We start from the raw sequence: 443 nt of genomic DNA on the forward strand, positions 1-443 counted from the left end.
GTGCGAAGACACACCTGGTGGCCCTCGCCGACCAGATGGTGATGGATGCGCCGGGCGGACCACTTCTCGGCCCGGCGCAGGGCCTCCAGCTCGGCCACGATCGCGGGGTCGAGCCGGGCAGGTGAGCGATGGGGCCGGCTCGAGCGGTCTTGCAGTCCTGCCTCGCCTTCGGCACGGTAGCGGGCGACCCAGGTGGCCACCGTGGGCCGACTGACGCGGAACTCCGCGGCCACGTGGGACTGCGGGATCCCGTCGTTCAGGTGGCGGTGGACCATGCGCAGCCGGCCGGTGGGGGTCAGAGGTGCGTTAGCGTGAGTCACGAGCGGGCTTCCTTCCGCGGATGAGTGGATGTCGCAATTCCCATCCTGCGGGGCGGAGCCCGCTCGTCTCATCTCAGCCCGTGCCTCGTGTCAAGGACCTCATGACCCACAACAACTAGCCCG

Annotated in this window: 1 pseudogene (running past one end of the window); it reads right to left on the reverse strand. The window is 69.5% G+C overall.

The window, feature by feature from the left end:
* A pseudogene (locus tag ACFWJO_RS38255) lies at nt 1-320 on the reverse strand (IS481 family transposase) (it extends 563 nt beyond the left edge of the window).
* Between the last annotated feature and the right edge of the window lie 123 nt (nt 321-443).

It is taken from the genome of Streptomyces sp. NPDC127092 (genome assembly GCF_042722475.1).
Taxonomy (GTDB): Bacteria; Actinomycetota; Actinomycetes; order Streptomycetales; family Streptomycetaceae; genus Streptomyces.